The organism is Nocardia sienata NBRC 100364, from assembly GCF_001613205.1.
GTDB classification, from domain to species: Bacteria; Actinomycetota; Actinomycetes; order Mycobacteriales; family Mycobacteriaceae; genus Nocardia; species Nocardia sienata.
Window position 1 is genome coordinate 207,670 of sequence record NZ_BDBX01000004.1, and the last position, 21,675, is coordinate 229,344.

Below are 21,675 nucleotides of genomic sequence, written 5' to 3' on the forward strand. Positions count from 1 at the left end.
CGCGGTAGCATGAGAACCGCCGGCGACCGTCGGCCGCAATCATCAGGACGAAAGGATCCAGTTGTCACCCGCGTCCGAGGGCGCCACTCAGGAGGGCTCATCTATCGAGCCGGGTGACAGACCCGGCGTCCTCCGCTGCACGACCCTCCTCTCTCCGGCCCATTGCCCATCGCTGATACCGATGCCCGCCGGGGGGTGGTGAAATGGCCGTCGCACTCACCGTCCTCAGTCTTATCGGGTTCGTGGCGCTCACCGCCGGCACCGCCTTGTTCGTGGCCGCCGAATTCTCCCTGACCGCCCTCGAGCGCAGCACCGTCGAAGCGCATGCGCGCGACGGCGATGTGCGGGCGCGGGCAGTCCGGCAGGCGCACCGCACCCTCTCCTTCCAGCTGTCCGGTGCCCAGCTCGGTATCACCATCACCACTCTGATCACCGGTTATATCGCCGAACCCGTGCTGGCGCGGTTGCTCGAACCGCTGTTCACCGTGTTCGGCGTGCCGGATTCCGCCGCCACCGGTATCGCTCTGGTCCTGGCACTGATCCTGGCGACCTCGCTGTCGATGATCTACGGCGAACTGGTCCCCAAGAACATCGCCATCGCCGCACCCATGGCCACCGCACGGGCCACCGCCGGACCGATGGTGGCGTTCTCGGCGGTGTTCAAACCGATGATCCAATTCCTCAACGGCACCGCCAACTGGGCGGTCCGCCGCTTCGGGGTGGAACCGGCGGAGGAACTGCGCTCGGCGCGGTCACCGCAGGAACTCGGTTCGCTGGTGCGCACCTCGGCCCAGCACGGCGCTCTCGATCAGCGCACCGCGCAACTGCTGGATCGCTCCCTGCAGTTCGGCGAACGCAGCGCCGAGGAGCTGATGACCCCGCGCGTGAAGATCGAAGCCCTGGACCGCACCGACACCATCGGCGATCTACTCGCCGCGGCCGCCCGCACCGGCTACTCGCGATTCCCGGTGATCGACGGCGACCTGGACAACACCCTGGGTGTCGTACACGTCAAACAGGCGTTCACTCATCCCGCGCGCACTCGTGCCGGGGTAGGTCTCGCACAGATCGCGCAACCGGTTCAGGTACTCCCCGCCAGCCTCGACGGCGACGAGGTGCTGGAACGGGTGCGCGCCGACGGTATGCAGGTCGCGCTGGTCGTCGACGAGTACGGCGGCACCGCGGGCCTGGTGACCATGGAGGACATCATCGAGGAGATCCTGGGTGATGTGCGCGACGAGCACGACGAGGAGGAACGCGAGGTGCGCCGGGTCTCCGACGGCTGGGACTGTTCGGGCCTGCTGCGCATCGACGAGGTGACCCGGGCGACCGGATACATCGCGCCCGAGGGCGAGTACGAAACCCTGGGTGGTCTGGTACTGACCCGACTGGGCCGGATTCCGGTGGCCGGCGACACCGTCGTATTGCCGCAGCGTGGTCACGAGCACCGCCACGGTGACGGTCAGGGCGGCTGGCTGGCCCGGGTGGAGCGGATGGACGGGCGCCGCATCGATCGGATCCGCCTGGTTCCCGCCGACGCCGAGGCGATCGCCCAGCGCGAACAGCAGCCCACCGGCCGGGAGGTCCGTCATGGGTGACCTCTTCGGAGTGGCGCTGACCGTGGTCCTGCTGGCGGGTAACGCCTTCTTCGTCGGCGCGGAGTTCGCGCTCATCTCGGCCCGCCGCGACCGACTCGAGGCGCTGGCCGCGCAGGGTAAACGCAACGCCGACACCGTGATCCGGGCCGGACAGAATCTGTCGATGATGCTGGCCGCCGCGCAGCTGGGCATCACGATCTGCTCGATCCTGCTGGGCCGGGTCGGCGAGCCGGCGGTGGCCCATCTGCTGGAACGTCCGTTCGAGCTGGCCGGGCTGCCCGAGGCCCTACTGCATCCGGTGTCGTTCGTGCTGGCACTCGCCATCGTGGTGATCCTGCACATTCTGCTGGGCGAGATGATCCCGAAGAACATCGCGCTCGCCGGGCCCGAACGCAGTGCGCTGCTGCTGGTGCCGCTGCATCTGGCGTGGTTACGGATCGCCCGGCCGCTCATCGCGGTCTACAACTTCGCCGCCAACCTGTCGCTGCGGATGCTGCGCATCGAACCCAAGGACGAACTCGAGGCCACGGTCTCGAGCGACGAACTGGCCGAGATGATCGGCGAATCCCGCTCCGAGGGCCTGCTGGACGAGGAGGAGCACCGCCGCCTCACCCAGGCGCTGGGCACCGGGGAGCGGTTCGTCGCCGAGGTCATGGTGCCGCTGACGCAGGTGCGCACGATCCCGCTGCGCGCCCAGGGCACCACCCTCGGCGATATCGAGAACGCGGTCGCCGAAACCGGCTTCTCCCGGTACCCGGTGCGCGCCACCGACGGTTCGTTGGTCGGGTACCTGCACGTCAAGGACGTGCTGGACAAGGTATCCGATGAGACCGCGGGTCCCGGCACCGAGATCCCGCGCACCGATATCAGGCCGCTGCCCACCGTGCTGATGGGCACCACCCTCTACGAGGCACTGGCCCGCCTGCGCCGCACCAGCAGCCATCTGGGCCGAGTGGTGGATGCGCGGGGCAATACGGTCGGCATCGTCGCGCTCGAGGACCTCGTCGAGGAGTTCGTCGGTACTGTCCGCGACACCACGCACCGGATCGCCGAATGACGGCTGCGGCCTTCAAATCGGTGCTCGACGCGGCCGAGTGGCGTGCGCGTGCCGCGGCGCACCGCGATCGTCTCGACGCCCTGGCCGGTCCGTACCTGCGGGCACGGGCCGCCGGGGCGAAGCATCCGGTGCTCGATTTCCTGTTCACCTACTACGGCCACAAACCGGCCCAGCTGCGCCGCTGGCATCCCGGATTCGGGGTGGCGCTGGCCGGTGCGGCCGAGTACCTCGGCCTGCGCGGCTATCGGCGAATCGGCGAGCCCGAGACCGGAACCGGGCCGGTGGTGACCGCCGCCCCGGACTTCCTGCGGTCCCGCGCCGATACTCTCACCTATATCGCGGACCTGCTGCGCGCGACCGCGGCCCGGCCTGCTCAGCTGTCCTGTTTCGGCCTGCACGAATGGGCGATGGTGTACCGCACCGGGGAGGTCCGCCACGATTCGGTACCACTGCGGCTCGGCGCGGCCGGTACCGACGCGGTGGTCGATTCGATGCCGGTGCGCTGCACCCATTTCGACGCGTTCCGGTTCTTCACTCCGGCCGCTGTCCCCCGCAACAACCGGCAGCTGAGCCGCGACGACCAGATCCACGCCGAGCAGCCGGGTTGCCTGCACGCCAACATGGATCTGTACAAGTGGGGATTCAAAGCGACTCCGCTGCTCGCCTCGGATCTGCTCCTCGACTGTTTCGCGCTGGCGCTGGACGCTCGGACTCTCGATATGCAGGCGAGCCCGTACGACCTGCGCGAACACGGATACGAGCCGGTGCGGATCGAAACCCCGGCCGGTCGGGCCGAATATGTGCGCCGCCAAGCCGAGATCGCGAACCGGTCGGGTCTGCTGCGGAAGCGGTTGCTCGCGGACTTGGATTCCCTACTCGAGCGGGTGTGCGAGTAGGAGGCCTGTCCGACACCGGGTCGGTCGACAGCGGTCCGCTCCGTGCGCGGCCGGATACTGCTCGTTCCGATCTACGTCCTGCTCCTCGGCCGAGCCCATCCCGCGCAGGGCGCCTCCTCGAAAACCTGCCGGATCCGTGACGCGTTCAGCGATCCTGCTCCGGTTTCCGGGCCAGCACCCGGAACACCACCCCACCGCGACCGGTGCGGGCGAAGTGCTCGAGGGTGAACCCGGCCTCGGTGAGGTAACCGACCGGCTCCCGGGTGAGATGGTCCGCCGCGAACCGCACGGCCAGCGGTTCGACCAGGCGCATCAGTGCCGCCACCGGTCGCGCGCGGGCCGGGCCGTGCTCGACCGCGACGAACACCCCGCCCGGGCGCAGCACTCGCCACGCCGCCGCCGCGGCCGCCCCCGGGTCGGGAATCGTGCAGAAGGTATAGGTGGAAACCACCGTATCCGCCGATCCGGCGGGCAGATCCAGCTGCTGGACGTCTCCGTGCCGCAACTCCACCGGCACCGGCGCCGAACGGGCGCGCGCGAGGTCGAGCATCCGCTCGGACAGGTCCACCCCGACGACCCGCTCGACCCCGGCACCATAGAGCGGCAGATTCAACCCGCTGCCCACCCCGATCTCCACCACCGTCCCGCGGGCCCGTTCGATCGCCCATCGGCGCGCATCACCGAGCAGTACCCGCTCGGACCATCCGAACTGGCGGTCGTACCCGTCGGCGATACGGTCGAAGATCTGTTCCACGCGATCCAGTTCACCGCGGGTCGTTTTGCCGGACATACAACTCAGGAAACCAGCCCGGCCACGCCGGCGCATCAGGGAAACCCCCGAATCGGCGCTTGCACCGGATACCGGAACGACTGCGATTGCGCCCGGCCGGCTCCACACCGGCACCACGGGTACGGGGGTACCGGCAGCCGTGCCACCGATCGTCGGTCGCGGCGATAGTTCTTTCGCCGCGGCCGGGGCCGGGTAGGCAAGGCCTTCTCACCGTGCCGCTGTGGCGGGGCCGGGGCACCTCTCGGCACAGCAACGAGCTCAGGGATCGGACGGTCTCGATCGTTCTCCCCCGTAGCATTGGCGGCGCAGGGCTCCCAGGAAGGACTGTCGTGCAACGTTGTCTCGCCGCAGGCGTCGACTCCAACCGGCTCGCCATCGCACTGATGGGGGTGGTGGTGATCCTGTTCGCCGCGGTTCCGATCGGTTACCACGCGTTGTTCCTGGCGAATTCCCACCGTGTCCAGGGCACTGCGGTCGAGTTCGGCCGGGAACTCACCGACAACACCAAGGGCAGCCGGCCGGCGGGCACCTCCACTGTCATCGAGTTCACCACCGCAGCCGGGCGAACAATCCGATTCGACGGCGGCGCGGCGGCCTCCTCGCTCTATACCGAGCTGGGTGACCGTGTTCCGGTCCGCTACGACCCTGATTACCCCGACCACGCCGTGGTAGACGAAGCCTTCCTCTTCGTCCGTCTCACCTACCTGCCCTTGCTCTTCGCCGCCCTCGGCGCGGGCGCTCTCCTGACAGTCGCATGGGTCATGCTGAAATCCCGAATCCACCGGTCGGTCGTTCGATAGGCCCGGCGCGGAATCGGTCACCGCCCGGCGATGTGAGTGCTGCGGACCGGTCAGCGTGATGGTGTCGCGGCGGCAGCCGGGCGCAGACGGGCGTCGAGCGACCAGATCCCGGCACCGACGATGAGCAGGAAGACACTGCCGCACAGCATGGCCAGGTCGACACGGGATTCGTGGATGAAGTCCCACCACCCGGCTTCGGTGGTGAACAGCGGCGCGTCACCGGACAGGATGGGCAGTTTGGTGATCAGCAGAGCGCCGGCCATGTTCACGATCATCGGGACGGCCGCCACCCGGGTGAACAGTCCGGCGAGAATCAGTGCACCGCAGCCGATTTCGAAGATGCTGTCCAACGAGGCGAAGAAGCCGGGGGCCGGAATGCCCGCCTTGTCGAAACGGCCGGCGCCCAGCTGGTCGGGATTGAGGAACTTCTGAATGCCCTCGCACAGAAAAATCACGCCGAGGTAGAAGCGGATCAACACCACCGCCGCGGGTGCGGAGGTCGAGGACAGCCGGGTGATCCGAGATCCGGTAATGGACATGAGCGGGTGCTCTTCCTTTCCGTTCAACAGTCGTCGGCGCCCGAACCCGCCGGCTCGCTGTGAGTGCGGATTCCTGCTCAGCTCGGATGGCCGCGGGCGAACAAAGGGTCCCGCCACCTCGCTCGTCGCGAACCCGTGGCAACCCGGTCCGGGCCGATCCACTGCTGAGGCCAGAGAGTAGGCCACTCGCGACCCCCGAGCCCGCACTCGGCAGCTGTTCGGCGAGCCCCCTACGGGGCTACCCGACATCTGGCACGCGACCCCGGCGGGTGGTGGCCGACAGTCGGCGGGGCATTTGTATCAGTACTCGGATCGGTATCGAAGGAGCGGTCCCGGACGGTGCGACCATGCGAGACCGAACCCGGCGACGAGCGCCCTGCCGCAGGCAGCCAAGGGCCCCCCGACGTCGGCACCGGGCTGCAGCATTGCGGTAACCGTGGATTCCGGGCCCGACCACAAAAGTTGCATCCTGTACCGGGGTACAGGCTTACCGTCGAGGTATGACGTTCTCACCAGATCCCGGCGATTGGGTTCCGGATGCCTGCACCCTGCCCACCGTCGAACAACCGATCCGCACTGCCGAGTTCGACCGGTTCTTCACCGAGGCGGTCCGCAGCGTCCGCCGACCGGGCCCGGCGCGATTGGAACTCGTGCTCACCGGCGGCACCGAACCGGCGGCCCAGGAGTTGGCGGCGCGAGAGTCGAGCTGCTGCTCGTTCTTCGCCTTCGACTTCATCACCACCGCCGAAGGCGCGGTGATGGGCGTGGGCTTCCCCGCCGCCTACATCGAGGCCCTCGACGCCTTTGCCGCCCGGGCGCAGGCCGCGGTCGGCGGTGCGCGGTGAGCGCACTGCGCACCAGCGAGCTCGCGGCCGCGGCCGGGGTGAACCCCCAGACCCTGCGCTACTACGAACGCCGCGGCCTGCTGACCGGACCGGACCGCACACTCGGCGGACACCGCCGATACCCCGAACAGGCGGTCACGGTACTCCGGGTGATCAAGGCCGCCCAGCGTCTCGGCTTCACCCTCGACGAAGTGGCCGATCTCCTCGCGGCCGCCCAGCTCGGCGGCCACCGCGCCGACGCCGGTCTGCGGGCCCGCGCCACGGCGAAACTGACCGAGATCGATGCCGAGATCGCGGAATCGACCAGGGTGCGCGACGCCCTGCGCGCCGCACTGGCCGCCGGATGCGACAACCTGATGGCCTGTAGCGAATCATCCTCCTGCCCGGTGCCGTTCGGCCCCCGGCGCACCGGCGAGGCAGGCAACCGCGGTTGCTGAACCAACGACCGGGGCGCCGTCGGCGGCACCGACGGAGCCGGCACATTCCAGCGCCCGGCATGCTGTCCGGCGGCGCGATCACCGACAACCGGCACGGCCTCGTGCACGTCGCCGGCCAACTCCCGGACGGCGTCGAGCCGTTCGAGACGAAAGTCCGAATCAAGTTCTACGACGAGGCCGACGGGCGGACGCGGCTCGAGATCCGCCGGTGGCTCCCCAAGCATCCGACGGGCAATGCCGAGCAGGGTTGGCTCGAAGCATTGGCCAAGCTGGAAGTCACGCCGATCGGTAGCCAGACCCGGCCGTCGAGCGTCGAGGTGTAGTGACATGGCCAAGCTGATCTACGTGACTAACGTATCTCTCGATGGGTACATCGAGGACAAACAGGGCTCCTTCAACCTGTATCCGCACAACGACGACGTGTTCGCGGCCTACACCGACCTCATACGTTCTGTGGGCACGTTCCTCTACGGGCGGCGCCTGTACGAAACGATGGCCCCGTGGGAAACCAACGCCGCCCTCGCCGCGCAGTCCAACCTGACAGCCGACTTCGCGACCGCCTGGCAGGCGGCGAACAAGGTCGTCTACTCCACAACCCTGGCTGCGGTGTCAACCGTCAATACCCGGCTCGAAAAACGCTTCGATGCAGCTTCGATACGCGACATGAAGGCCTCGGCACCCAGCGATCTCACCGTGGGTGGCGCACACCTGGCGGCGCAGGCGTTCACGGCCGGGCTGGTTGATGAGTGCCGGCTGTTCGTCTGGCCCTGGATCATCGGTGGAGGCAAGCCAGCGCTGCCGAGTGACACTCGCGCCGCACTGGAACTCCTCGATGAGCGCCGATTCGAAAACGGCGTTGTGTATCTCCGCTATCGCATCGCGACCTGAGTCTCCGCCCCCGATTGCCGATATATCGCGCGGTTCGAAACGGCCACAGCTTGATGCCGAGCGGGCGCCGTGACCCCATCGGGATATCAGAACAGTGTGTCGCGCATTCGTAGGGGCGGCGTTCGGGCAAAGCTGTCGAACACGCGGTATGCGGCTATTTGCGGATATGTCGAAGAGGGGCCAGTACCTCTCCTCACCACGATCTCGGCCTGCACCCATGCCGAACTTGTCGGCGGCTGGTCGTAGCGTTCATGCAGTGAACTGGAGACCGTGGTTGGAGCTGTGGAGCGAGGAATGGATCGCCAGCAGAGATCCTGATGAGTTGGATCCCGAGGTGGTGCGGCAGCGCTGGCTCGGGTACGCCCCGGCCACCGAGGCCGACATCGCCGCGGTCGAGCAGCGCCTCGGCCTGCGGTTGCCACCCTCCTATCGCAGCTTCCTGCTGACCACCGATGGATGGCGCCATGCCGGGGAATTCGTGCGGAAGATGCGGGACACCACCAATCTGGGATGGCTGCGTGACCTCGAACCAACCTGGGAGTCCTGGGCCGACCTGATCACCGAGCCACCAGTCGACGCGCCGGGTAACCCGTTCAGCCGCGGACTACTGATCTCGCTGCACGCCGACGTCGGAGTCCTGTTCCTCGACCCGGCCGACCGCGACGAGAACGGCGAATGGGCCGCCTACAGCGTGTTTTCCTGGGGGGGAGTTCCCGCAGCGGTATCCCTCGTTCACTGCCCTCATGGAATCGGCGTACCAAAGCTTCCATCACATACGTCAGCCGGCGGGCAAAACCCGTGACAACTGGGATCTTGTGGCCGAACAGGCACGAGGCGAAGCCCTTTCCGGGGACATCGACACAGCCACGGCGGCCCTGGAGAAAGCCCAGCATTTCGGCCAGTCACGCGCCACGGTCCTACAAACCCAGCTCCAGATGTTCCTCAGCACCTCTTCCCCCTACGACGCCTCCCGGATCCTTTCGCGTCTGCTACCTCCAGCGCCCGTTCCGGAGGGATTTTTCACCGGTCCACTGTTCACCGACGAGTTCGTGCCGTGCATGTTCCTGCAACACGCACACAAAGAACCCTGGTATGCCTCCGCGCTCGACATCGCCCAGATTGTCGACGACCCCGGGGCCGAGATCAAACGTGCCATCGACGGGCACCGGGCCCGGGTAGAGCGGCCCGGTTACCAGCTCTCCTACGGCAACCACGCATTCGACGCCGCGGTACGAAAGGCGCTCGCGCAACACCACTCCGACCCGGCGGCGCTGTGGCATGCGCTCGAGGCCGCGATGGCGCATTGGCAGCCCCGTACGTCAGATCACATCGCCCCGGTCGCGTTGCTCGCAGACCCGGTGCTGGCGTACAGCCTCACCTCGGAACGCGGTCGCGCGCTGTTGAGTCAACCGCGCAGCGGCCGCTGACCCGGCGAGGCCGACCGAATCGGTTCCTTCATGGGTGGCGTGCGACCGGGCGGCTACTCGGTCCTCACCGCACACCCGCCCCGGCCCCCGGAGCATCCGCGACCATGCCGGATAGGGGTGCCGGTAGCAACGGCGCGAAAAACGCCGAGAACCTGCGCCGCTACTTCAAACCCTCCCCCAGGCCATGCGCGAACTCACGAGCCCCATCGGCCCCGGCACATCCCGCACCCACTGACCAGCCGCTACCCATATCCGCCCGGAATTCGGCCGATACTACGGTGACCCCGGATTCCGGCCGTTTGGACCCCACATGCCGGTTCACGGTCGAACCGCTCGCCATATGGTCCGAAGCGGATAACTCGACGTGAGCCGCCGGGTCGACAAGATCCTGGTGGACAGCGGGCGACCGCGCGACGCACTCCGGCGCGAAGAAGCACATTGGTTCTGGTAGCTCAACGCCCGAGGCCCCCGAACACAACGAGAACCGGCCAGCGGATATCTGGCCGGTTCTCGCGTTCCAGGATCGCACGCTGCGCAGCAGTCCCATACGGACCGGGGCGGGCCGAGGACTATTCCCGAGTCAGAGTCAGGGTCCGGTTCTCGGTGGTGTCCTCATGGATCTCGACCTGGCTCATGTCCTCGGCATCCGGCGGCAGGTAGGCGAACGCGGCGGTGATCTCGACCGCACGGTCATCGTAGTAATACGTCATGAGTTCATTGCCGTCGCCGTCGTGAGCATCTGCGAGATTCGGGCCCTCGCCGTAGTCGTAGCCCAATGGCACCCTGACCTTCGTCTGCCGAGATTCGCCGTCACAGGTCACCCGATCCAGCCCCTCGTCTTTCATACGGACGGGTTGGCCTTCCGGGCTTTCGAACCGTTCGGACTCGACCTTGACCCACAGGGCGTTGGCCTGGCCGGGTTCGCAAACGTAGGTGATCTCGGCGACGACCCACCAGCTGTAGTCGCCGTGTGCGTCTGGGAACGCTCTCCCGATCCATATGCTGGTCGTTGCGCTGGCCGGCCCGGCCACATTGACCAGTGCAGCGGCGGTCAACGCGAGTATCGAGGCGAAAAGTCTTCCACGAACCACTATTGTGCCTTTCGATGTCGGTAGGTGGTCGGACAGATCCGTCGAGCGGACAGCAGCCTAGACCACGCCACACAGCAGTTATGCACGAATCACATAATTGACACCGGAGGGGTTTACGCGAGTCCCGGGGTAAGCGAACCCCAGGTCGGCGACATGGTGGGGATCGGCCCGGGATCCGCGGCGCGGTGCCGCGGTTGGTCGCGGTCAGTTCTTCGTTTTCGGCCGACCTGGGCTGTGACCCGCGGTGGGAAGTGGCGGTGTTCTCGCGCGGTCGGCTGGCGCCGATGACGAGATGGCCGCCGCCCTCGGCGATGATCGGCATATGACAACTACTCGACCACCTCGGTGGAGGCTCGGCTGGAAACGGGCCCTGAAAGCGATTGCCACCGTCGCGATTACCACCCTGTGGGGCTTTGCCGGCCTGATCCTCGTCACGATCAACGCGCTTTCCGCCGGCTGCGACGTCAGGGCGACATGGACCAGCCCCAAAACGGCCGACCATGCCACCGGGGTCATCGTCATCGGACTTGTCTGGGTTGCCCCCTTCATCGTCGCCGCCGTGCTACGCCGCACTCGGCTGACGCTGGTCCTGGTCGGCCTCGCAGTCGTAGTGACGATCCTTGCCGTATCAAAGAGCGGCTGCGTGGGTTTCGCCTGAACCAGTCCACCCCTTCCCGAACCTTCCACGCCGACATGATCATCCACGCGGTGATGCGTTCACCGGTTGAGCCCAAGATCGATTGATGAACATTGGCCCGTATGCGCTCCAGGAGTGGTTCGCCGACGAGGACCGTGTCAGCCGTGTGTGGCCACCCCAGGTCACGGCGCCGCATCTCCTTGGTGCGGGCGCGTTCGGCGCCCGCCTCTTCTCAGGTGTCGGCAGATGTGGAGGTGCCGCTCGGCTCCCCGGTTATTGCGCGTCCCGATATTGTCGGTCCCGCCCGTATTGGGCCGTCATTGCGTGGAACGCCTTCTTCGGCTCCCAGTGGCTTTCGTCGAGGATCCGGACCACCCCATAGGAGCCGAGGTCGTGTTCTCCTGGTCGGTTGTAGCCGGCGAAGGTGAACCAGAGCGCTGTGTCCACGCCTTCCTCCTCGAAGACGGCCAGCAGATCCTCGAGGTAGCGCACCTGCTCGTCCTCGTCGCGTACCGCACCAGGCGGCACCTCCCAGGCCGAGCCGCCGCGCTCGGCCGCGCCCTGGTAGGCGCAGGTCCCGAACTCGGTCACCGCGACGGGCTTGCCGTGCGCAAGGTGTCCGCGGATCTCCGTCCGGAAGGTGTTGGTGTTGTATGCGGCCCGGTAGGCGTCGATGCCCACGATATCGAACGGCTTCCAGTCGACGGACTCCCACGGCGCACTGGCGTAGGTGAGCCGTCCGCCGAAGTGGGCTCGGACGGTTACGACAACCTGTGCCAGGAAATGATTCAGACGTTCCTGCACAGGACCCAGGGACGTCCACCACTCCAAGTCCGCGGTAGCCATGGTCCGCAGGCGATCGCCATAGGCCTCCCCCGGGATGAAGCCGCCACAGAAGGCGCTGATCTCGCAGCCGGCTACGAATACCACCTCGGCGCCCGCTTGCCGCAGTTCCTCGGCGCGCCGGGCGCAGTCGGCGAAGAACGAGAGCGCCTGGTCGGCGGGGAAGTCTACCGGGAAGGGGCTGAACCAGATCTCGAGACCGGCATCGGCGGCATGTCGTGCAGCGATGCTCAGACGCCTCGGGTCGCGTCCTGAAATGCGGACCGCATCGCAGTGCAACTCACCGGCGATCACTGCCATGTCACGCCGGACCGCATCGGAGGTGAACGACCGGCGAGAGAGTTCTTCTCCAGGTAGGAATCCGGTGTCGTAGTTGATCCCGCGTGCGCGCACGTCAGCGTCCTTCCAGATGGTGGATGCCGTGTTCCAGCAGGTCGAAAGCCAGTTCGGTGTCCTCGGCAAGGATGAGGGCCGCCTCCTGCGGTGGCATGCCCCCGACAAGGTGGTGGAAGAACGATTCCTGGAGTGCCAGCAGTATCGCGGCGGTCTGAGCTGCTACCAGCGCGGCAAACCGCTGCCCGTAATCCTGGGTGAGTACCCGGGCCAGTTCACTTCGCTGGTGGTAGAGAAGCGCATTGGCGGCTCCACTGAGCGCGGGGCTGTCGAAGATCACCCGCATCCGGGCGATCACTTCGTCCCGATCCACCACGGTCGCCTGCTCGGCCGCCAACGTGCGGTAGTGGGCCCGCAGCGCGTGGAGAGGTGACTCATCCGATCGGCGCCCAGCCACGACGCCGGCCAGATCGTCCTCACCCACACCCTCCAGTACGAGCGACTCCTTACTGGGGAAGTACGAGAACAGAGTGGCTTTGGCGACCTCCGCGGCCTCTGCGATCTCGTTGACGGTTACCGCGTCGAAGCCACGCTCGGTGAACAACTTCAACGCCACTGCGGCGATCCGCCGCCTCGTCTGTTCCTTCTTGCGTTCACGAAGCTCTGCCACGAGAGCATGGTAATCAGACTCGGTATGAAATAAAACCTGGTACAGAATTTTTCGGTCGCAAGTTCGCGGGCTGCAGCCGAATGGCCTGCGTTCCCGCGGCGTCGAGGCGCTGCGTTCGCGGTGGACTCACCGGCGCGCAACGAAGACCAGCAAGCGTTCACAAACTCATCGAATTATGGAAATCGGCCGTGGTCGGCGGCGAGGATCTGTTCGACGAGGATGTCGGCATGGCCAGCGTGGCGGGCGAGTTCTTCGATCATGTGCGCGCAGATCCAGGAAAAACTGACCGCGCCGCGCCGGTAGTGAACGAACACATCGCCCTCGACCGCGGTGCGCGCGATCGCTCGTGAGCGTGCGGCAGCGGTTTCGTACTCCGCGATCACTTCCTCCAGAGTCTGCTCTGGCGGGACCACCCAACTCTGGTCATCGCCCCGGGCATACCCGTCACACCGGGATTCCTCGACCCCACCGATCGTGCGCTGAAACCAAACACGCTCCGCGGCCGCGCAATGCTTGATCAACGCGATCGGCGTGGTCAGCGACGGAACTAGACGCCGTCGGCTCTGCTCATCGGTAAGCGGCCGCACCGCTCGGACCAAAGCCGCGCGGTTGTGGTCGAGGACAGCTTCCCAATCGCTGCGTATCACCCCGCCAGCATAGGAACGCCGACCTCATCGAGTAACCGGCAGCCGAGGACTCCTGACCACCGATAGCCACCGCCCGCCGCTTCCGCCCTGGGCCGAAGGTTCCCGACAACGATCGCTCGAGACCCTTGGCGGCGGGTCTTCTGCCCTCTCGACGACTGGGCGAGGTCGTGCAACACCGGCGAGACGGCGATCGCAGTCGGCGGATCGACCGCGGCCGGCGCGAGTAACGGGGTGGGAAAGACCACGAACGGGTTCGGGTGTGGCAGCCGAGCGAGCACCTCGCACGGCACCGCGGCACTGGTCTCGGTCGCGGTCAGTGCGTCCGCTGACCCGGGGTGTACCCGGTAGACCACTTGGTGCTGCCGCCACAGCCTGGCCGCTTCGGCGGTGTAGACGATCACGTTCAGCGGGCCGGGTAATCGGTTGGTGCTGGCGCGGGAGGCGCCACGGGCATTACGTGCGCTGTCTCAGGGTCCGCTGGTGCAGGCTGGACGGTTTTCTGGTCGCTGACAGCGGCGTCCTTGTTGTCCTGCTGCTGTATCGACCAGATTCCGCCTCCCATCACGACGACCATGACTGCAGCAGCGAAGGCCTGTCACCGTGAAGAACGGACCGGTACGCGGACCGCGGGCGCAGGTGCGGGAGTTCTCGCCGCGGCGGGCGCCGAGTGGACGATGTGGTGGGATTCCGGCCGAGGTGTATCCGGGGCGACCGGGGCCCCGCCCGGTCGACGACGACGCGGCCCTGCACGTCGCGCTCCGGTTGAAGGCGCTCGCCGACCCGGTACGCGTGCGACTCATCTCGCTACTGCTCGCCGAACCGGACACCGGACGCACCGGCGGCGACCTCGCCGCCGCGGTCGGGTTGTCCGAATCGACCGTCGGCCACCACCTCACGCAGCTCCGAAAAGCCGGGTTCATCGACTCCGAGCGCCACGGTATGAGCGTCGTCCATCAGGCCCGCCGTGAGGCCCTGACCGCACTGTGCACGGTCCTCGACCCCAACTGCTGCCGCTGAATGTCCGGGGCCGAGCGCCGGCGCTCACCTCCTCTCGACTACGAGGACAGCCGGAGCCGAGAAGGCCGATACGCGCAGCCGGAGCCGGGGCACCGGGCGGAGCGCAGGTCAACCGCGCGGCCGCGGGGCGCGCCACATGGGCCACAGGTCCGGTCCGCCGCCAGGGATCGTGATGGTCGCGGTCACTTCGAAACCGAAGCGTTCGTAGTAGGCGATATTCGCCTTCTTGCTGGATTCGAGATAGGCCGGGATGCCCTCGCGATCGCACCGCTCCAGCCGGGACCACAGCAGTGCCTGCCCGAAACCGTAGCCGCGCCACGCCGGGTCCGTGCCGATGGTCGCGAGATACCAGTGCGGTTCGTCGGGATGCGCCTCGGCCATGAGGTCCACCAATTCCTTCCCCAGGCGCAGCCGCTCGCCGAACGCCCGGGCGAGTTGGGGGAACATTCGTAGTCCGCGCCACCGGGACGGCTTCCACGCCCCGGGCGCATCCCACAGGGCGGCCCCACCGATCGCACCGGAAGGGGCCGGCGCGAGGTCGACCGCGCCGGTGATGATGTGTTGATGCCGGGTCTGGGCGGCGAACAAGCGGGGCAGCCCGAGCGCCCGACGGCGTACGTCGGGCCACAACCATTCCATCACCGGATCGTCCTGGAAGGCGGCGGCCAGAGTGCGTGCCAGCGCGCCGATCTCGTCACGGCGCGCCGGGCGCACCTCGGGCGGGGTCGGCATGGCTGTGGTCCTCACTCTCGTCGTGTCTACGGGTAGTGCCACGTGCCCTTCCGGGTCGCGAGAAACACCCGGCCGGGCTCCGGCGATCCGGGCGGCAGGCCCGCCGGGCCCGGCCTACCACAGTCCGCCGTGGTAGGCAGCCACCGGAACCGAACAATAGTGCGCGATACCGACAGTCCGTACGGCTGCCTTCACCGGCTCGGTCGAATCGGAGTGTCCACGACGACCGCCCGGCCCGATCGGTACGGGCACCGAGGAACTACGCCCGCCGAAGTGTCCGGCCGGCTCGGGCCTGCACCGCCGACGGCCGTGCGGCGGGGACCGAGCCCTCCGGTGCACACTTCGGGTGGGCCAGAACCGTTCAGGAGATCCGGGGAGTTCGGCCCTCTGGCGTGGAGCGGCAGCGCTCCTGTGTGGACGCAGTGACGCAAGGCCGGCCCGCGCTCGTCTTCACCCCTATCGAGTGGGTACCGTTCCAAAGTTCGTGAAGACGGGCACGTTCGGCCGGTGTACCCATGGCCCACGAACGCCTCCTACCGCAGCTCTCGCTGTTCAGGAGGGCGTTGCCGGCCACACGGCGGTGCATCGGGAGCAACCGGTCCCGAATGCACCGTCGGCAACAGCTTTCCGCCTGCTCGCGCATTCCGTGAAAACCCACATCCCCTCACCCCCCGATGGCTACCATCACTGAACAAAATCCGGGTTGTGTACCGAACCCTCCCGGATGACCGGGTCGGGCACTGTTGCTCGGGAAGCGTGAGGATGCAATGGGGCATCCCTTCGGAAAACTCCGCCGGACCAGAGCGCTGGTCCTGGGGGCGGTGGGTGTGGTCGCCGCGGTCATGCTGCCGGGTAGCGCGTCGGCGGATCTGCAAGCCGATATCCAGAATCAGGTGCGAGAATTCCTCGATGTCGGCCGGACCTCGGTGCCTCGGGCCGAGTGCGGGCCGGGGTCGATGCCCGAACCGGGTTTCCAGGGCGATGTACCGGCAGCCGACCGCAACAGTGGCCGCAGCACGCAGGGCTACCGGTGCAATATGTCGATGGTCGGCCAGTTCGCCGGGCGCGGCGCCGGGATCACCTCGACCAGCTTCGAGCACTGCGCCTATATGGGGACCTTCTTCCCCGGAAACCTCCTGCACCAGGACGGCGGAGTGCAGGTGCTCGATGTCTCCGATCCGGCGCATCCGCGGCCGGCGACGACTCTGCACGAACCCGCCATGGTGGCCGGCACCTGGGAAAGCCTCAAGGTCAACAGGGAGCGGAAGCTCCTGGTGGGCACCGGTGTTCCGCTGCTGGTCGGCGCCGGATATCTGTCGGTCTACGATATCTCCGATTGCGCGCATCCGCGCTTGCTCAATCCCGGTCCCGGCACGAATCTGGGTATGCCGCTGCCGATCACCACACACGAGGGCGGCTTCTCCCCGGACGGCCGCACCTACTGGGCCTCCGGGATAACACCCGGATTCCTCAGCGCCGTCGATCTCACCGATCCGGCGAATCCGCGCGTCGTATGGCAGGGGCTCACCGGACTCACCGCGCACGGTTTCGGGGTGAGCCCGGACGGTAATCGCATGTACCTCTCGGCGCTCAGCGGTATCACCGTGCTCGATATCAGTGCGGTCCAGCGGCGCGATCCGAATCCGCAGGTACATCACCTCGGGCGGATGTTCTGGTCGGACGGGTGGGCCACCCAGCACAGCATTCCGGTCACCTATGGCGGCACACCGCATGTCTACACCGTGGATGAGGGGGGTTCCGGCGGTGTGAAACTCATCGATATCTCCGACGACGCCGATCCGCGGGTGGTGGCGAAGATCAAACTCGAGATCAATCTGCCACAGAATCTGGACAGCAATATCGCCTCGTCCATGGGCGGTTCGATCTTCGCCTACGAATCGCATTACTGCGCGGCCGACCGACCGGTGGATCCGACCGCCCTCGCCTGCGGCTGGATCTCCTCCGGCATAAGGGTTTTCGATATCCGGGACCCGCAGGCCATCCGGGAGATCGCCTATTTCAATCCGCCCGCCCGCACCGGTCGCAATCTCGAACTCGTCAATTCGCCTCACGCGCTGGCATCGCTGCTGGGCATCCCGGCGATGACCGCGCCCAGCGCGGCCCGCGCAGTCCTCGAGGGCCAGTTCGATCCCGCACAGGCGCTGAGTTCACGGACCGGGAAACTCGCCTTCGGCGACGTCTCCACCGACTGGTGCCTGTCGCCGCCGGAGTGGCGCGGCAACGACCTGTACGTCACCTGCTCGGACAACGGTTTCATGGTGCTGCGCGTGGATGAATCGGTGTATTCGCCACCCGCGGACCAGCAGTCGGTAGTGGGGTCGTGACAGCCCGGCCGGAGCGACACACGCAGTGTCGGTAACTGTCGGTAGGTCCGTCTCATGAGTCCTTCTCTGAGCGTCTACCTGGTAGCTGTTGCTGCTACGCGCGCTTTGGTCGGCTCCCGCGATGACCATCCGCTTCTGAGAGCCGACGCGAACGGAGCCCGGACGCGCACAGCGTCCGGGCTCCGTATCGGCGATCGCTACCGGGTCACAGCGGCGGGAAGCCCGCCGAGCCGGTGGACGCCCAGGTCCAGAAGTCCCCGATTCGCGTGATGATCAACGCGAAGATATCGATGACGGTACTACCCATTCGAACAATCCTCACTTCAGTTTGCAGATACGGCGGCCCAGGGTAGGCCGCCCGGTCGCGGACGACAACCGGGGCCCCACCCCGATGTCACCACTGCGACAGGCGGCAGACTAGCGGTCCACCGGCATCCGCGGCCACTCCCGCCCGCTGATCACGAGGGTCGCGGGATCGGTGGTGAGGGTCGCGACCTCGTCGGATTCGTACTCCGATTTCGCCGCGGCCGTGGACCGCACCTCGAGCTCGGCCACGCCGACCAGCACGACGAGGCCCACCACCACCAGCGCGACGGTGGTGAGCAGTGGAGTGAGCAATTCCACCGGCGCGACACCCTCCGGCACCGCGGTGTGGTCACCGTGCTGGGCACTCATGGCGGCCATACCGGTGTAGTGCATACCACACACCGCGACACCCATGATCAGGGCCGCGCCGATGGTGTTGCCCCAGCCCTTCACGTGCAGCATGAACCACAGCGCGGCGGTCGCGGCGACCACCGCGATCAGTATGGACAGCAAGACCAGTCCGGTGCTGTATTCCATATCCGCACCGGAGTTCATCGCGGCCATGCCCAGGTAGTGCATTCCCACGACCCCGATCCCGGTGATCGCTCCACCCAGTGGCAGTGCGATCACCTCGCGATGACCGCGCACCACGATCGCCAGCCCGATCAGGACGACCACGATCGCGATACCGGCGCTGAGCAGCGTCATCGGCATGTCGTAACGGATGCTCATACCGTTGATGGAGAAACCGAGCATGGCGGTGAAGTGCATGACCCAGATACCGGCGCCGCCGAGTGCGATGGCCGCCGCGATCAGCCAGCCGCCGGCCTGCTCCGACGACCGCGCGCGGACCGCGCACCGAAGACCGAGCACCGACCCGATGAACGACATGAAATAGGCGAGGACAGGCGTCACCCACCCATTGCTGAAGTGCTCGAGCTGCACGTGTAACTCCGATGTACTAGTCGATTTCCGAACCGCGGCCACCTGGACAGCAGTTCGACACACCCCGAGGGGGCCTGCAGAGTAAAAATTTCACCCTACAGGTGTGTGTATTCGCCACTTGATGTCACAACTGAGCTAAAGCGGGAGGGCGGATCAGCTCCGCAGGTACGCCGGAGTGGCAGGCGGCACGACGTTGTACACGAAGTTCCGCCGCAGTTCGTGGTACGGCTCGCACTCCTCGAAGAAGTTCCGGCGCATCTGCGCCAGTTCCTCGGCGCGGTACTCCGCCAGCGGCTTGGCGGCCTCGTCGGCCTCCCGCAGCTGTTTCTTGGCGGTCAGGCGGTTCTCCAGCTCGGGTGAATCGGCCAGCGCTTCCGCCTCCCGGCGCACCCAGGCGGCGAACTCGGCGGTGCCCCCGGAACTCACCCGGTCCACCAGACCGAGGTCCGCGGCCGCCTTCGCGCCCACCGGCAAGGTCTCCCGGGTGAGCCGGGCGGCCTCGGCCGCACCGACGCGCCGCGGCAGCGAATAGGTCCAGTACTCCGAGCCGTACAGGCCCATCAGGCGGTAGTGCGGATTGAGCACCGCGGCCTCGCGGGCCCATACTTCGTCGGCGGCCAGCGCCAGCATCACCCCGCCCGCTGCCGCATTACCGGGCAGCGTCGAGATGACGAGTTTGTCCGTGGTGGTGAGGATCGCCTCCACGAGATCGTTCATCGCATTGATGTTGTGCCAGGACTCCTGGGCCGGATCCTCGGCCGATTCGATGACGTGCAGGTGGATGCCATTGGAGAAGAAGTCCCGGGCCGGACCGAAGACCAGGGCCCGGGTCGGCCGCGCGCAGGCCTCCCGGTAGGCGGCGAGCAACCGGCGGCACTGCGCGGTACTCATCGCCCCACCGGCATAGGCGAATTCGAGGTAGCCCACCGACCCTTCCTCTCGGTAGCGCACCTCCGACCAGGTGTCGCGAACGGCCGCCTCGGCCGCCGTCACCGGCACCTCCGGTGTGGCAGCGGGCAGGTCGGCGCCCAGCGCCGCGACCGCGGGTCGTTTGAACGTCGCCGGTCCGCCCGGTGTCCGGCGGCGTCGCAGCTGCGGCAACCACACCGCGCCGTCGACGGTGGCGCGGCAGATCGCGCCGTCGCGGGTGGCGATCACCGCGCCCGGCTCACCGCGCAGCCGGTCCTCGTTGTGGCCGCCGTGCACGAAATACTCACGGCCGTAGAGCTCGTCGAGCACGCCGGGCTGCGAATCGGCGGCGCGCAGTTTGCGCAGCACATCGGCGGTGCTGTCGGTCGTCCAGTCGATCCGGCGGTACTGCTGGGAATGATAGGGCCGCAACCGGCCCCGGACATCGGGCCGGTCGTAATCCAGCGGCTCGGGTACGTAATCCCCGGAGCCGAAACGTTCGACGGCCAGCAGCACCGCCGCCACCGCGGCATCCGACATCTCGTTGCGGTACAGCTCACTCTTTCCGCACGTGGGGACCGGGAAGGGCACCGAGGCCCAGATCGGCCCGGCATCCATCTCCTCGACCGCCTGGAGCACCGTGACACCCCACTCGGTCGCACCCTCGCTGATCGCCCAGTCGAGCGAGGAGGGGCCGCGATCGCCCTTGGGACCGGGATGCACGATCAGCACGGTGTGCTCGGTCCAGATGTCCTCCGGGACAGCGGTCGTCAGCATCGGCGCCACGATGAGGTCGGGCCGGAACGCCGCGACCCGGGCCCGCAGCAGATCGTCGCCGAGCGCCAATTCGACCGCGACCTCGTGCCCGCGATAACGCAGTTCGGTGTGCACACGCTGTGTGAGGCTGTTGAAAGCACTCGCGACCAGCAGGACTCGCAAAATTCTCCTCCATCGCACAGGGAGCCGATCCACTCGTTCCCCGGATACGGTCTCGACTCGACCAAGCTAGTCCTACGCCGGAACGTCCGCAGCCCCAGCCCTCTCGGCCCACTGCCCGAACGGGTTCGCGACGGAAGGCGGCTCCGCCCCGGATCCCGCCGCGACCCCTCAGGAGGCGATGTGCAACCCGAATCCGGTGGCTCCCGGCTCCTCGCGTCCTGGTTCGAGCCGGAGCCCGCGGTCGTAGTCACCGCTGGCCTGACGGCGATACCGGATCGGCTCCGCACTGTCCAACTCCGCCAGCCGCTTGCGCAGATCGGACGCGAGTTGCTCGAAGCGTTCGTCGTCCACCCGGATCGCGCCGTGTACGACGAACGGCGGCAGCACATCCATACCGGGGTAGTAGAGGATGCCGTGGTGGATGGGGAACAGCAGGTCCGCTATCGGGCCGTTGATTCCGCGATCGGAGTACGCGGGTTCACGGCCACCGACGGCCACCACCAGCATCGCCCGCCGGCCGGCGAGTACGCCGTCTCCGTAGCGCGGAACGGCGGTACCGCCCGCGCCGTAGGCGAACCCGCAGGTGAAGACCCGGTCCACCCAGCCCTTGAGGATGGCGGGCATGGCGAACCACCACAGCGGGAAGTGCAGCAGCACGGCATCGGCCCACAGCAGTTTCTCCTGCTCGGTCCGGATGTCGTCGCTCAGTGTGCCGTTCGCGAAGGCCTCGCCCGAGGCCAGCATGAAGTTCGTCTCCTCGACCGCGCCGAAATCGGCGGCATCGGCATGAGCCTTCCAGCCCATGGCGTAGAGGTCGCTCACCCGCACTTCGTGGCCGTCGTCCCGCAACTGTTCGAGGGCCACATCTTTCAGGGCCGCGGTGAGCGAATCGGGTTCCGGGTGCGCGTAGACGATCAAAACCTTCATGTCTCGGGCAACACCGCGACCCGGCGTCGACATTCCTGCCCGGCCCCGCGCGGGCAT

Annotated in this window: 23 protein-coding genes; 13 read left to right on the forward strand and 10 right to left on the reverse strand. The window is 67.2% G+C overall.

Annotated features, from left to right (window positions below):
• The first annotated feature begins 203 nt into the window (after positions 1–203).
• The 3 genes from NS4_RS03960 to NS4_RS03970 are packed head-to-tail and all read left to right on the forward strand — an operon-like array spanning position 204 to position 3,551.
• Positions 204–1,598: a hemolysin family protein gene (locus tag NS4_RS03960; protein WP_063058084.1), complete on the forward strand. Its 1,395-nt coding sequence runs from the start codon at positions 204–206 to the stop codon at positions 1,596–1,598.
• A complete protein-coding gene (locus NS4_RS03965; protein WP_063058085.1) occupies positions 1,591–2,655 on the forward strand; it encodes a hemolysin family protein in 1,065 nt (354 codons plus the stop codon). The genes NS4_RS03960 and NS4_RS03965 overlap by 8 nt, the downstream gene beginning before the upstream one ends.
• Positions 2,652–3,551, forward strand: a complete 900-nt coding sequence (locus tag NS4_RS03970; RefSeq protein ID WP_063058086.1) for a hypothetical protein — start codon at positions 2,652–2,654, stop codon at positions 3,549–3,551. Before NS4_RS03965 ends, NS4_RS03970 begins: the two co-directional genes overlap by 4 nt.
• A gap of 145 nt (positions 3,552–3,696) precedes the next feature.
• On the opposite strand, the gene NS4_RS03975 is transcribed toward NS4_RS03970, so the two are convergent.
• Positions 3,697–4,341, reverse strand: coding sequence for a class I SAM-dependent methyltransferase (locus tag NS4_RS03975; RefSeq protein WP_063058087.1), 645 nt, complete (start codon positions 4,339–4,341; stop codon positions 3,697–3,699).
• A 329-nt stretch (positions 4,342–4,670) separates the two neighbouring features.
• Here NS4_RS03975 and NS4_RS03980 point away from each other — a divergent pair, with 329 nt between their 5' ends.
• On the forward strand, positions 4,671–5,141 hold the full coding sequence (locus NS4_RS03980; protein WP_157105877.1) for a DUF3592 domain-containing protein: 471 nt from the start codon (positions 4,671–4,673) through the stop codon (positions 5,139–5,141).
• A gap of 50 nt (positions 5,142–5,191) precedes the next feature.
• Here the strand turns inward: NS4_RS03980 and NS4_RS03985 are convergent, their stop codons facing one another.
• Complete coding sequence (locus tag NS4_RS03985) at positions 5,192–5,680, reverse strand: DoxX family protein (protein ID WP_063058089.1); 489 nt, start codon at positions 5,678–5,680, stop codon at positions 5,192–5,194.
• Between the two features lie 500 nt (positions 5,681–6,180).
• On the opposite strand from NS4_RS03985, the gene NS4_RS03990 reads away from it, so the two are divergent.
• The 6 genes from NS4_RS03990 to NS4_RS04015 all read left to right on the forward strand — a co-directional run bounded on the left by NS4_RS03990 (position 6,181) and on the right by NS4_RS04015 (position 9,277).
• A complete protein-coding gene (locus NS4_RS03990) occupies positions 6,181–6,525 on the forward strand; it encodes a hypothetical protein (RefSeq protein WP_063058090.1) in 345 nt (114 codons plus the stop codon).
• On the forward strand, positions 6,522–6,962 hold the full coding sequence (locus NS4_RS03995) for a MerR family transcriptional regulator (protein ID WP_063058091.1): 441 nt from the start codon (positions 6,522–6,524) through the stop codon (positions 6,960–6,962). The genes NS4_RS03990 and NS4_RS03995 overlap by 4 nt, the downstream gene beginning before the upstream one ends.
• A 59-nt stretch (positions 6,963–7,021) precedes the next feature.
• Positions 7,022–7,285 (forward strand): hypothetical protein, encoded by a 264-nt coding sequence (locus NS4_RS04000; RefSeq protein ID WP_063058092.1) that lies wholly within the window; start codon positions 7,022–7,024, stop codon positions 7,283–7,285.
• 4 nt (positions 7,286–7,289) lie between these two features.
• On the forward strand, positions 7,290–7,850 hold the full coding sequence (locus NS4_RS04005; protein WP_063058093.1) for a dihydrofolate reductase family protein: 561 nt from the start codon (positions 7,290–7,292) through the stop codon (positions 7,848–7,850).
• 256 nt (positions 7,851–8,106) lie between these two features.
• Positions 8,107–8,652: an SMI1/KNR4 family protein gene (locus NS4_RS04010; protein WP_063058094.1), complete on the forward strand. Its 546-nt coding sequence runs from the start codon at positions 8,107–8,109 to the stop codon at positions 8,650–8,652.
• Positions 8,594–9,277, forward strand: a complete 684-nt coding sequence (locus NS4_RS04015) for a hypothetical protein (protein WP_157105878.1) — start codon at positions 8,594–8,596, stop codon at positions 9,275–9,277. Before NS4_RS04010 ends, NS4_RS04015 begins: the two co-directional genes overlap by 59 nt.
• 569 nt (positions 9,278–9,846) lie before the next feature.
• Here the strand turns inward: NS4_RS04015 and NS4_RS04020 are convergent.
• The gene (locus tag NS4_RS04020; protein ID WP_063058096.1) at positions 9,847–10,332 is read right to left on the reverse strand and encodes a hypothetical protein; all 486 of its coding nucleotides are present in this window, start codon (positions 10,330–10,332) and stop codon (positions 9,847–9,849) included.
• A 328-nt stretch (positions 10,333–10,660) separates the two neighbouring features.
• Here NS4_RS04020 and NS4_RS04025 point away from each other — a divergent pair, with 328 nt between their 5' ends.
• Positions 10,661–11,026, forward strand: coding sequence for a hypothetical protein (locus NS4_RS04025; protein ID WP_157105879.1), 366 nt, complete (start codon positions 10,661–10,663; stop codon positions 11,024–11,026).
• A gap of 252 nt (positions 11,027–11,278) precedes the next feature.
• Here NS4_RS04025 and NS4_RS04030 read toward each other — a convergent pair whose 3' ends face one another.
• From NS4_RS04030 to NS4_RS04040, 3 genes are all read right to left on the reverse strand, one after another.
• Complete coding sequence (locus NS4_RS04030; RefSeq protein WP_063058098.1) at positions 11,279–12,241, reverse strand: glycoside hydrolase family 113 protein; 963 nt, start codon at positions 12,239–12,241, stop codon at positions 11,279–11,281.
• Between the two features lies 1 nt (position 12,242).
• Positions 12,243–12,851 carry a TetR family transcriptional regulator gene (locus NS4_RS04035; RefSeq protein ID WP_063058099.1) on the reverse strand — a complete coding sequence of 203 codons (609 nt, stop codon included), beginning with the start codon at positions 12,849–12,851 and terminating at the stop codon, positions 12,243–12,245.
• 173 nt (positions 12,852–13,024) lie between these two features.
• Entirely contained in the window at positions 13,025–13,498 is a 474-nt protein-coding gene (locus NS4_RS04040) for a DinB family protein (protein ID WP_063058100.1), read from the reverse strand.
• Between the two features lie 684 nt (positions 13,499–14,182).
• Here NS4_RS04040 and NS4_RS04050 point away from each other — a divergent pair.
• Positions 14,183–14,515, forward strand: coding sequence for an ArsR/SmtB family transcription factor (locus NS4_RS04050; RefSeq protein WP_063058390.1), 333 nt, complete (start codon positions 14,183–14,185; stop codon positions 14,513–14,515).
• A gap of 108 nt (positions 14,516–14,623) precedes the next feature.
• Here the strand turns inward: NS4_RS04050 and NS4_RS04055 are convergent, their stop codons facing one another.
• Positions 14,624–15,247, reverse strand: a complete 624-nt coding sequence (locus NS4_RS04055) for a GNAT family N-acetyltransferase (protein WP_063058102.1) — start codon at positions 15,245–15,247, stop codon at positions 14,624–14,626.
• 767 nt (positions 15,248–16,014) lie between these two features.
• Here NS4_RS04055 and NS4_RS04060 point away from each other — a divergent pair.
• Positions 16,015–17,592, forward strand: coding sequence for an LVIVD repeat-containing protein (locus NS4_RS04060; protein ID WP_063058103.1), 1,578 nt, complete (start codon positions 16,015–16,017; stop codon positions 17,590–17,592).
• A gap of 417 nt (positions 17,593–18,009) precedes the next feature.
• Here the strand turns inward: NS4_RS04060 and NS4_RS04065 are convergent, their stop codons facing one another.
• The 3 genes from NS4_RS04065 to NS4_RS04075 all read right to left on the reverse strand — a co-directional run bounded on the left by NS4_RS04065 (position 18,010) and on the right by NS4_RS04075 (position 21,618).
• Entirely contained in the window at positions 18,010–18,843 is an 834-nt protein-coding gene (locus NS4_RS04065; protein WP_063058104.1) for an MHYT domain-containing protein, read from the reverse strand.
• A 153-nt stretch (positions 18,844–18,996) separates the two neighbouring features.
• On the reverse strand, positions 18,997–20,691 hold the full coding sequence (locus tag NS4_RS04070) for a hydrogenase maturation protein (RefSeq protein ID WP_063058105.1): 1,695 nt from the start codon (positions 20,689–20,691) through the stop codon (positions 18,997–18,999).
• A gap of 168 nt (positions 20,692–20,859) precedes the next feature.
• Entirely contained in the window at positions 20,860–21,618 is a 759-nt protein-coding gene (locus tag NS4_RS04075) for an NAD(P)H-dependent oxidoreductase (RefSeq protein WP_063058106.1), read from the reverse strand.
• Positions 21,619–21,675 lie beyond the last annotated feature (57 nt).

Excerpts from the sequence above, each read along its gene's own strand:
- NS4_RS04055 (WP_063058102.1), bottom strand. The coding sequence starts at position 15,247 with ATGCCGACCCCGCCCGAGGTGCGCCCGGCGCGCCGTGACGAGATCGGC.
- NS4_RS04025 (WP_157105879.1), top strand. The coding sequence starts at position 10,661 with ATGGCCGCCGCCCTCGGCGATGATCGGCATATGACAACTACTCGACCA.
- NS4_RS03960 (WP_063058084.1), top strand. The coding sequence starts at position 204 with ATGGCCGTCGCACTCACCGTCCTCAGTCTTATCGGGTTCGTGGCGCTC.
- NS4_RS03990 (WP_063058090.1), top strand. The coding sequence starts at position 6,181 with ATGACGTTCTCACCAGATCCCGGCGATTGGGTTCCGGATGCCTGCACC.
- NS4_RS04060 (WP_063058103.1), top strand. The coding sequence starts at position 16,015 with ATGGGGCATCCCTTCGGAAAACTCCGCCGGACCAGAGCGCTGGTCCTG.
- NS4_RS04075 (WP_063058106.1), bottom strand. The coding sequence starts at position 21,618 with ATGAAGGTTTTGATCGTCTACGCGCACCCGGAACCCGATTCGCTCACC.
- NS4_RS04015 (WP_157105878.1), top strand. The coding sequence starts at position 8,594 with ATGGAATCGGCGTACCAAAGCTTCCATCACATACGTCAGCCGGCGGGC.
- NS4_RS03975 (WP_063058087.1), bottom strand. The coding sequence starts at position 4,341 with ATGTCCGGCAAAACGACCCGCGGTGAACTGGATCGCGTGGAACAGATC.
- NS4_RS03965 (WP_063058085.1), top strand. The coding sequence starts at position 1,591 with ATGGGTGACCTCTTCGGAGTGGCGCTGACCGTGGTCCTGCTGGCGGGT.
- NS4_RS03970 (WP_063058086.1), top strand. The coding sequence starts at position 2,652 with ATGACGGCTGCGGCCTTCAAATCGGTGCTCGACGCGGCCGAGTGGCGT.
- NS4_RS04000 (WP_063058092.1), top strand. The coding sequence starts at position 7,022 with ATGCTGTCCGGCGGCGCGATCACCGACAACCGGCACGGCCTCGTGCAC.
- NS4_RS04005 (WP_063058093.1), top strand. The coding sequence starts at position 7,290 with ATGGCCAAGCTGATCTACGTGACTAACGTATCTCTCGATGGGTACATC.
- NS4_RS03985 (WP_063058089.1), bottom strand. The coding sequence starts at position 5,680 with ATGTCCATTACCGGATCTCGGATCACCCGGCTGTCCTCGACCTCCGCA.